This is a genomic window from Prauserella rugosa, from assembly GCF_000719975.1.
Classification (GTDB): Bacteria; Actinomycetota; Actinomycetes; order Mycobacteriales; family Pseudonocardiaceae; genus Prauserella; species Prauserella rugosa.
In genome coordinates, this window is the sequence record NZ_JOIJ01000029.1 from 21721 (window position 1) to 29366 (window position 7646).

7 protein-coding genes are annotated in these 7646 nt (G+C 69.8%); 6 read left to right on the top strand and 1 reads right to left on the bottom strand.

Annotation, left to right across the window (positions count from 1 at the left end; all coding sequences use genetic code 11):
- Nucleotides 1–19: 19 nt before the first annotated feature.
- Nucleotides 20–1879 carry an AMP-dependent synthetase/ligase gene (locus tag IF64_RS0123380; protein ID WP_084706059.1) on the bottom strand — a complete coding sequence of 620 codons (1860 nt, stop codon included), beginning with the start codon at nt 1877–1879 and terminating at the stop codon, nt 20–22.
- 139 nt (nt 1880–2018) lie between these two features.
- On the opposite strand from IF64_RS0123380, the gene IF64_RS0123385 reads away from it, so the two are divergent.
- The 6 genes from IF64_RS0123385 to IF64_RS0123410 are packed head-to-tail and all read left to right on the top strand — an operon-like array spanning nt 2019 to nt 7217.
- Complete coding sequence (locus IF64_RS0123385) at nt 2019–2912, top strand: SDR family oxidoreductase (protein WP_084706060.1); 894 nt, start codon at nt 2019–2021, stop codon at nt 2910–2912.
- Complete coding sequence (locus tag IF64_RS0123390) at nt 2905–3819, top strand: SDR family oxidoreductase (RefSeq protein WP_030534336.1); 915 nt, start codon at nt 2905–2907, stop codon at nt 3817–3819. Before IF64_RS0123385 ends, IF64_RS0123390 begins: the two co-directional genes overlap by 8 nt.
- A complete protein-coding gene (locus IF64_RS0123395) occupies nt 3816–4565 on the top strand; it encodes an enoyl-CoA hydratase family protein (protein ID WP_030534337.1) in 750 nt (249 codons plus the stop codon). Before IF64_RS0123390 ends, IF64_RS0123395 begins: the two co-directional genes overlap by 4 nt.
- Nucleotides 4565–5431: a CoA transferase subunit A gene (locus IF64_RS0123400; RefSeq protein ID WP_030534338.1), complete on the top strand. Its 867-nt coding sequence runs from the start codon at nt 4565–4567 to the stop codon at nt 5429–5431. Before IF64_RS0123395 ends, IF64_RS0123400 begins: the two co-directional genes overlap by 1 nt.
- Nucleotides 5428–6162, top strand: coding sequence for a CoA-transferase subunit beta (locus IF64_RS0123405; RefSeq protein ID WP_030534339.1), 735 nt, complete (start codon nt 5428–5430; stop codon nt 6160–6162). Before IF64_RS0123400 ends, IF64_RS0123405 begins: the two co-directional genes overlap by 4 nt.
- Before the next feature lie 2 nt (nt 6163–6164).
- Nucleotides 6165–7217: an NAD(P)H-dependent flavin oxidoreductase gene (locus IF64_RS0123410; protein WP_030534340.1), complete on the top strand. Its 1053-nt coding sequence runs from the start codon at nt 6165–6167 to the stop codon at nt 7215–7217.
- Nucleotides 7218–7646 lie beyond the last annotated feature (429 nt).

Consider the following 7646-nt stretch of genomic DNA (forward strand, 5'->3'; position numbering starts at 1 on the left):
GGGACCAGGGATGCGCCGGTCAGCTGCCGTAGAGCGCCTCGATGTCGTCGTGGTACCGGTCGTTGATGACGCGCCGTTTGAGCTTCAACGTCGGGGTCAACTCGCCGCTCTCCGGCGTCCACGCCTTGGCCAGCACCGTGTGGCGTTTGACCTGTTCCACGCGGGCCAGCCGGTCGTTGGCCGCCTGAACCGCCTTGTCGATCTCCTCGGTGACCTGCGGGTGGCCGGCCAGTTCCGCGGGGGTGATCGCCTCGATGCCGCGGGCCGACGCCCAGGCCGGTGCCATCTCGTCGTCGAGGACGATCAGCGCGCTCACGTAGGGACGGTTGTCCCCGATGGCGACCGCCTGCCCGATCAGCGGATGTTCCTTGAGCAGAGCCTCGATGCGGGACGGTGCGATGTTCTTGCCGCCCGCGGTGATGATCAGCTCCTTCTTGCGGTCGGTGATCGACACGTACCCGTCCTCGTCGATCGTGCCGATGTCGCCCGTGGGGAACCAGCCGTCCTCGTCGGTGGCGTCGGCGATGGTGCCGTCGGCCTGGAGGTAGCCGAGGAACACGATGGGACCGCGGACGAGCAGCTCGCCGTCCTCGGCGCGCTTGACCTCGACACCCTGCAACGGCCTGCCGACGGTACCCGCGCGGAACGCTCCCGCGGTGTTGGCGGTGACGGCGCCCGTGGTCTCGGACAGGCCCCAGACCTCGTGGATCTCCACGCCCAGGCCGGCGATGAAGTACAGCACCTCGACCGGCAGTGCGGCCGCGCCGCTGGAGGCGAGGAACAGCCGGTCCAGGCCCAGCATCTGGCGGACGGGCGCCAGCACGGCCTCGTCGGTCTGCGCGATGCGTTCGGCGAGTTCGTCGGGGACGGGCTTGCCCGCACTACGGAGCTTGTAGCCCTCCTGCAGCAGTTCGTTCGCCTGGATCAGCGTGGTCTGCTTCTCCTCCGGAAGGCCGGCGAGCATGTTCTTCAGCCCGGCGACCATCTTCTCCCACACGCGCGGGACGCCGAAGAACTGCATCGGGTGCACGCGGCCGAGCGCGCCCACGACGCCGGAGGGGTCGGCCAGCGTGTGCACGTGGCCCGCACCCACGATCGGCAGATAGATCGACAGGACCCGTTCGGCGATGTGCGCCAGCGGCAGGTACGCCACATTGGACATATGCGGTGGACTGTCGTGGAGGTCGCGCAGTGCGACGGCCTCGTGAATGGCGTTGCGGTGCGAGAGCACGACACCCTTCGGCACGCCGGTGGTGCCGGAGGTGTAGATCATCGCCAACGGGTCGTCGGGGCGGATGTCGGCGACGGCGCGCTCGTAGGTGTCCGGGTCGGCGGCGTGGGCGGCCGCGCCCTGGTCACGGAGCTCGCGGTAGGAGACGAAACGCTCGTCGCCGGACGGCAGCGCCGCGTCGTCCATGACCACGATCCGGCGGAGTGCGGGCAGGCGGTCGAGGACAGGGCGCCAACGGGCGAGTTCGTCCTCTCCCGCCAGTACGGCCACGGGTGCTGCGCTGTGTTCGGCGACGTAGGCGATCTGCTCGCTGCTCAACGTCGAGTACGCGGTGCAGGGGATCGCTCCGAGGCTCATGGCGGCGAGGTCGGTGATGATGTGTTCGGGCCTGCTGGGCGCCATGATCAGCATGCGCAGGCCCGAATGCAGCCCGAGATCGGCGAGCCCGCGCGCGACGGCTGCCACGTCGTCGCGCAGTTGCGCCCACGTGTGGGTGGGCGCGCCGTCGACGTCGAGGGACGTCAGCGCTGGTAGGTCGGCGAACTCCGTGGCGTTGCGCCGCAGTAGGCCCGCGATCGTGTCCGTGTCCGGATCGGCCGTGACGATGTACGGGTGAGCTGACGGTGTGTGCGCGGAGGGTGCGGCCATGAACGTGCTCCTGGTCGTCGCTGACGGAGAAACCTCACTGTATGTGTTCCGGCTCACCCCGGGAAGTCCCAGCTCATCGACCTTGTCCCGAATAGAAACATGTTCTAGTTTTGGATGCGGGCGATGAGCGGAGGTGTTCGTGGCGACGCGGGAACTGTCCTTCGACGGTGCGGTCGTACTGGTGACCGGGGGAGCGCGCGGGGTCGGCGCAGGAATCGCGTCGGTGTTCCGGGAGTACGGCGCCGAGGTCGTCGTGTGTGGGCGAACACCGCCGGACGGCGCGGGCCCGGACTTCGTCCGTTGCGATGTCCGCGATCCGGAAAGCATCGCGGTAATGATGGAACAGGTTCTCGACCGTCATCAGCGGCTCGACGTGGTGGTCAACAACGCGGGCGGTGCCCCGTACGCCGATGCGGCCGAGGCGTCGCCGCGCTTCCACGACAAGGTCGTCCAACTCAACCTGCTCGCACCGCTGCACGTCGCCCAGCAGGCGAATGCCGTGATGCAGCACCAGAAAACGGGTGGGTCCATCGTCATGGTCGGCAGCGTGAGCGGACGCCGTGCCTCGCCGGGCACCGCCGCCTACGGCGCCGCCAAGGCCGGAATCGACGGCCTCACCGCGAGTTTGGCCGCGGAATGGGCACCCAAAGTACGCGTGAACGCACTCGCCGTGGGCATGGTGCGCACGGAGAGCGCACAGCTGCACTACGGCAGTGAGGACGGTATCGCCGCGGTCGCCGGCACAGTCCCGCTGCGCCGACTCGCCGAGCCACGCGAGATCGGTACGTGCGCGGCGTTCCTGGCCTCGCCGCTCGCCTCCTACGTCACGGGGGCCTCACTCCTCGTGCACGGCGGCGGTGAACGTCCCGCGTTCCTGTCCGCATCCGACAGCGAGGGCGTCCGCAGTGTTCGCCGAATCGGCGGAGTCAGCGGAGTCAGCGGAGTCGGCGGAGTCGGTGGGGCAGGCGGGGCAGGCGGGGCCGTGGCGTCGTCCGGTGGTCACGACAACCGACGGGAGAACGTTGATGAATAACCGGATGTGCCGCGGCCGCGTCGTCGTCGTGACCGGTGCGGGCAGGGGGATCGGCCGCGCCCACGCACTGGCGTTCGCCGACGCGGGCGCGACCGTCGTGGTCAACGACGTCGGGGTGGCCCTGGACGGTGCGAGTACGGGCGAGGGCCCCGCGGCGGACGTCGTCGCGGAGATCACCGAGCGCGGCGGAACGGCGTGGGCGAGCACGCACGACGTCGCCGACTTCACCGCGGCCGCCGAGCTCGTCGACGAGACCGTCTCCCGGTTCGGCGGCCTGGACGTGCTGGTCAACAACGCCGGTGTGGTGCGCGACCGCATGCTCGTCAACCTCGGCGAGGACGAGTGGGACACGGTCATGCGCGTGCACCTGAAGGGGCATTTCGCGACCGTCCGCCACGCCGGGGCGTACTGGCGTGCGGAGGCGAAGGCAGGGCGGACCAGGGACGCTCGCGTGATCAACACGAGTTCGGGCGCGGGCCTGCTGGGCAGCGTCGGCCAGGCGAACTACTCGGCCGCCAAGGCCGGGATCGCCGGGTTGACGGTGGTGGCGGCTGCGGAACTGGGGCACTACGGCGTGACGGTCAACGCGATCGCGCCCGCTGCGCGCACCCGGATGACCGAGGAGGTGTTCGCCGACATGATGGCCCGTCCCGACGGCGGATTCGACGCCATGGCACCGGAGAACGTCTCGCCCCTGGTCGTGTGGCTGGGCAGTCGGGAGTCGGCGGACGTGACGGGCCGGGTGTTCGAAGTGGAGGGTGGCAAGGTGTCGGTGGCGCAGTCGTGGCGCCACGGCCCGGAGATCGACAAGGGCGGCCGGTGGCATCCCGCCGAACTCGGGCCCGTGGTGGCCGACCTGTTGGCGAAGGCGCCTGACCCGGAGCCCGTCTACGGGGTGAGCCGATGAGCGTGACGACCACGAGGATCGACGACCACGTCGCGGTGGTGACCGTCGACGCACCACCGGTGAACGCGCTGACCGTCGCCGGGTGGTTCGAGCTCGCCGACGCCGTGCGCGGCGCGGGTGCGGACCCCGGTGTGCACGTGGTGGTGCTGCGCGCCGAGGGACGCGGCTTCAACGCGGGCGTGGACATCAAGGAGATCCAGGCGGCGAGCGGATACGAGGCACTCGTGGGTGCGAACCGGGGCTGCTATGCCGCGTTCGCGGCGGTGTACGACTGTGCCGTGCCCGTGGTGGCCGCGGTACACGGGCACTGCCTGGGCGGGGGCGTCGGCCTGGCCGGCAACGCCGACGTGGTGGTGGCCTCCGACGACGCGACGTTCGGTGTGCCCGAGGTCGAACGCGGAGCGCTCGGCGCGGCGACGCACCTGGCTCGCCTGGTTCCGCCGCACCTGATGCGCACGCTGTACTTCACGGCTCGTACGGTCACTGCCGCCGAGTTGCAGCGTTTCGGGTCGGTGTACGACGTTGTCGAACGGTCCGCATTGGACGATGCCGCTCTGGACGTGGCGCGCTCGATCGCGGCGAAGGACACGCGGGTGATCAGGGCCGCGAAGGAGGCGCTCAACGGCATCGACACGCAGGACGTGCACCGCAGTTACCGATTCGAGCAGGGATTCACGTTCGAACTGAACCTCATGGGCGCCTCGGACGAGGCTCGGCAGGCGTTCCTCGACGAGAAGGGGGCGTGATGGCCGACAAACGCACGACCGTCGACGACGCGGTGGCCGAACTGCGGGACGGGATGACCGTCGGCATCGGCGGGTGGGGCTCGCGACGCAAGCCGATGGCCGCCGTGCGGGCGATCCTGCGCAGTCCTGTGCGGGACCTGACGGTGGTGTCCTACGGCGGTCCCGACGTGGGTCTGCTGTGTGCGGCCGGCAAGGTGCGGCGGGTCGTGTTCGGCTTCGTCACGCTCGATTCGATTCCGTTCGATCCGCATTTCGGCAGGGCGAGGGAGAGCGGCGAGGTCGAGGTCACCGAGTACGACGAGGGCATGTTCGGCCTGGCGTTGCAGGCGGCGGCGCAACGGCTGCCCTTCCTGCCCACCCGAGCCGGACTGGGGTCGGACGTGCCGCGCCTGTCCCCGGAGTTGCGCACCGTACGCTCGCCCTACGCCGACGGCGAGGAGCTGCTCGCGGTGCCCGCGATGCCGTTGGACGTGACGTTCGTCCACCTGAATCGGGCCGACGGGCGCGGCAACGCGCAGTACCTCGGGCCGGACCCGTACTTCGACGACCTGTTTTGCCTGGCGGCGCGCAGACGTTTCGTCACCGCCGAACGTGTCGTGTCCACATCGGAGTTGAGCGGGTCGGGTCCGGTGCAGTCGCTGCTGCTGAACCGGTCCATGGTGGACGGAGTGATCGAATCGCCGGGCGGTGCGCATTTCACCACGGCGGCGCCCGACTACGGGCGGGACGAGCCGTTCCAGAAGCACTATGTCGACAACGCCAAGGACCCCGAGCGATGGCCCGCGTTCGTCGACCGGTTCCTCTCCGGTGACGAAGCCGCCTACCAGGCCGAGGTGCGGCGTTTCGCGAGGGAGGTGGCCGCGTGAGCGGGGTGAGCAGGGCCGAGGTGGTGACCGTCGCGGTGGCGGAGCTGTTCCGCGACGACGGAGAGATCGTCGCCAGCCCCATGGGGCTCGTTCCCTCGCTGGGCGCACGGCTGGCGCGTGCGAGCTTCGCGCCGGATCTCCTGCTCTCCGACGGGCAGGCGTACCTGGTAGACGCCGACGGCGTGATCGAAGGGTGGCAGCCGTTCCGGCGGGTGCTCGACACCGTCGTGCCGCACGGACGCAGGCACGTGGTGATGGGTGCGAACCAGATCGACCGGTACGGCAACCAGAACATCTCGGCCATCGGCGAGCACGCCCGGCCCACGAAACAACTGCTGGGCGTGCGCGGCGCACCGGGCAACACCGTGAACCACCGCACCAGCTACTGGGTGCCCCGGCACAGCACGCGTGTGTTCGTCGAGAACGTCGACGTCGTCGCCGGTGTCGGCCACGACAACGCCGCCAAGGCGGGACCTGCTGCCCAGCGCTACCACGACGTCCACCGGGTCGTGACCGACCTCGGCGTGTTCGACTTCGCCGGGCCCGACCACGCGATGCGCGCCGTGTCGCTGCACCCGGGTGTGACCGCCGAGGACGTCGTCGCCGCGACCGGATTCGACCTCGACTGCACCGCGGTCCCGGACACGCGGCTGCCCACCGACGAGGAACTCCGGCTCCTCCGCGACGTCCTCGACCCGGACGGCCTCCGCGACCGGGAGGTGCGCCGGTGAGCATCGACACCGCGTTGACCCGGCTCGTCGGTGTTGAACACCCCGTCGTGCAGACCGGCATGGGCTGGGTGGCAGGCCCGCGTCTGGTGGCCGCCACCGCACGCGCGGGCGGACTCGGCATCCTCGCCTCCGCGACCATGACCTACGACCACCTCGCAGCCGCCGTCGACGAGGTCGCCCGGCGCACCGACCGCCCCTTCGGCGTCAACCTGCGCGCCGACGCCGACGACGCGGACCGGCGCATCGACCTGCTCATCGACCGCGGCGTCCGGGTCGCCTCGTTCGCACTCGCCCCGCGCAAGGACCACATCGCCAAGCTGCGCGACCACGGGGTGCTCGTCATCCCGTCCGTCGGCGCCGCCCGGCACGCGGAGAAGGTCGCCGACTGGGGCGCCGACGCCGTCATCGTCCAGGGCGGGGAAGGGGGCGGACACACCGGGCACGTGCCCACCACCGTCCTGCTGCCCTCCGTCGTCGACGCGGTCGACATCCCCGTCGTCGCCGCAGGCGGCTTCTACGACGGACGCGGCCTCGCCGCCGCCCTCGCCTACGGCGCCGCAGGCATCGCCATGGGCACCCGCTTCCTGCTCACCACCGACAGCACCGTGCCCGACCGGATCAAGCAGTACTACCTCGGCCAGACCACCTCCGGCACCGTGCTCACCCGCCGTGTCGACGGCATACCCCACCGCGTGCTCCGCACCGCCCTCGTCGACCGGCTCGAAAGCGCAGGCCCCGCCCGCAGCCTCCTTCGCGCCGCCGCCAACGCCATCCGCTTCCGCCGCCTCACCGGGCTGTCTCTGCCCGCCATGGTCCGCGAAGGCCTCGCCATGAAACGCGGCAACGACCTCACCTGGGCCCAGGTCCTCATGGCCGCCAACACCCCCATGCTCCTCCGCGCAGGCCTCGTCGACGGCCACACCGACGCAGGCATCCTCGCCTCCGGCCAAGTCGTCGGCCTTCTCGACGACCTCCCCACCGTCACCGAACTCGTCTCCACCATCGTTTCCGACGCCGAGAAGGTTCTTCAGGACAGTTCCAGGATTGTTCGGTGACAGGGGTGGTCTTCCGTACGGCTGAGTGCTGTTCTCGGGGGTAGGTTCGTTGTCGGGGTTTTTCGCCTCGGGGCTGATTTGGTGGGTGCGGTTTGCCGTCGGGGTTTTTCGCCTCGCCGGCTGGGCAGGTCTCTGGGATGGCGTTTCTCCGCTTCGCACCATTCCGTCGGACTCGGCTTTTTGTTTATCACGCTGCAGGCAGGGCGCAAGGGTGGGGTTTGGGTGTTCCGTTGGGGTGGTTTGTTGCGCCCTGCCTGCAGCGTGATGTGGTTTGGCCAGGTCGACGGGATGGCGCTTCGCTTACCGGGGGCGACTCTATTGGGTGATGGTGGGTCGTCCACTTGTTCGGTATCGTTTTAACCGTGAATGGTTCTGGGGGAATTTCTAATGCCGCCGCTGGGTTTCGGCCTTGGCGGGCTCGGGTTGATG